Annotated in this window: 1 protein-coding gene; it reads right to left on the minus strand. The window is 44.0% G+C overall.

Annotated features, from left to right (window positions below):
* Positions 1-1,561, minus strand: a 1,561-nt coding sequence (gene ahpF, locus EAH57_RS15775; RefSeq protein ID WP_121930872.1) for an alkyl hydroperoxide reductase subunit F, incomplete at its 3' end; no start/stop codon positions are given.
* Positions 1,562-1,631: the final 70 nt, after the last annotated feature.

Here is a 1,631-nt window from a genome sequence, read left to right on the forward strand (position 1 = left end):
TGCCAGAACGAATCATATAATCAAAAGCAGAGAGTGAAGCTTTAGCGCCTTCACCCGTCGCAATGATGATTTGTTTATAAGGCACAGTGGTACAGTCACCCGCAGCAAACACACCTTTAACATTGGTTTCATTACGATCATTTACGATGATCTCACCACGATTACTCAACTCAAATGCACTGTCTTTCAAGAAATCGGTGTTTGGTAATAAACCAATCTGAACGAAGATACCTGCAAGCTCAACCACATGTTCCTCATCAGTTGCACGGTCTTTGTATTTTAAGCCAGTGACTTGAGAGCCATCACCCAAGACTTCAGTACTGAGTGCATTCAGAATCACGGTGGTATTTGGCAAGCTGTTTAACTTGTTCTGTAACACTTGGTCGGCACGAAGTTTGGTATCAAATTCAACCAACGTGACATGCTCAACGATGCCTGCAAGGTCAATTGCAGCTTCCACACCAGAGTTACCACCACCAATCACGGCAACACGCTTACCTTTGAACAGTGGACCGTCACAGTGTGGGCAATACGCCACACCACGGGTACGGTATTCTGCTTCACCTGGTACATTCATTTCTCTCCAACGCGCACCTGTAGAAAGAATGATGGTTTTTGATTCAAGCTTGGCACCATTTTCAAGTTCAACTTCAACCAAGCCTGTCGTAGTTTGATCCGCACCAATGATCTTGCTGACACGTTGCAAGTTCATGATGTCGACATCATATTCACGTACATGTGCTTCCATCTCGGCAGCAAACTTAGGACCAACCGTTTTTTGTACAGAAGTAAAGTTTTCAATATCCATGGTATCCATCACCTGACCGCCAAAGCGCTCCGCCACGATACCCGTATTGATCCCTTTACGAGCTGCATAGATCGCTGCGGTTGCCCCAGCAGGACCACCACCGATCACCAAGACATCAAAGGCATCTTTGGCATTGATCGCTGCTGCATCTTTCTCTGCTGAGTTGGTATCTAACTTGGCTATGATTTCTTCCAAAGTCATACGACCTTGACCAATGTGTTGATCATCTTGGAATACCATCGGTACAGCCAAGATTTTGCGTTGTTCCACTTCGTCTTGGAAGAATGCACCATCAATCATGGTGGTAGTGGTATTTGGGTTGTTGATCGCGATCAAGTTCAATGCCTGAACCACATCTGGACAGTTATGACAGCTCAATGAAATAAATACATCAAAGTTTGCCGCAAGATTTAAGCCTTTAATCTGATTCAACACTTCATCAGAGACCTTAGGGGCATAACCAGACACTTGTAACAATGCCAAGATCAAAGAAGTAAACTCATGTCCCATCGGTAAGCCAGCAAAGAATACACGTGGCTGTTCGCCTGCTTTAGCTACCCCAAAACTTGGACGGCGAGCGTTTGAACCATCAAAACGTGCAGTCACCTGATCAGACAATTCCGCAATCTCAGTGACAAGTTCTTTGATTTTTGCGGCTTTGTCTGAATCATCTAAAGCAGCAACCAACTCGATCGGACTTTCTAAACGTTCTAAGTAAGCTTTTAATTGAGTTTTAATATTTTGATCTAACATCGATGTCTCCAAATTCTCAACAATTCAAGTCGGCTAAATTCATTCAATGAGGCTATAGTACGCAAAAGCA

Origin of the sequence: Acinetobacter sp. 2JN-4, from assembly GCF_003687745.1 — a bacterium.
Taxonomy (GTDB): Bacteria; Pseudomonadota; Gammaproteobacteria; order Pseudomonadales; family Moraxellaceae; genus Acinetobacter; species Acinetobacter halotolerans.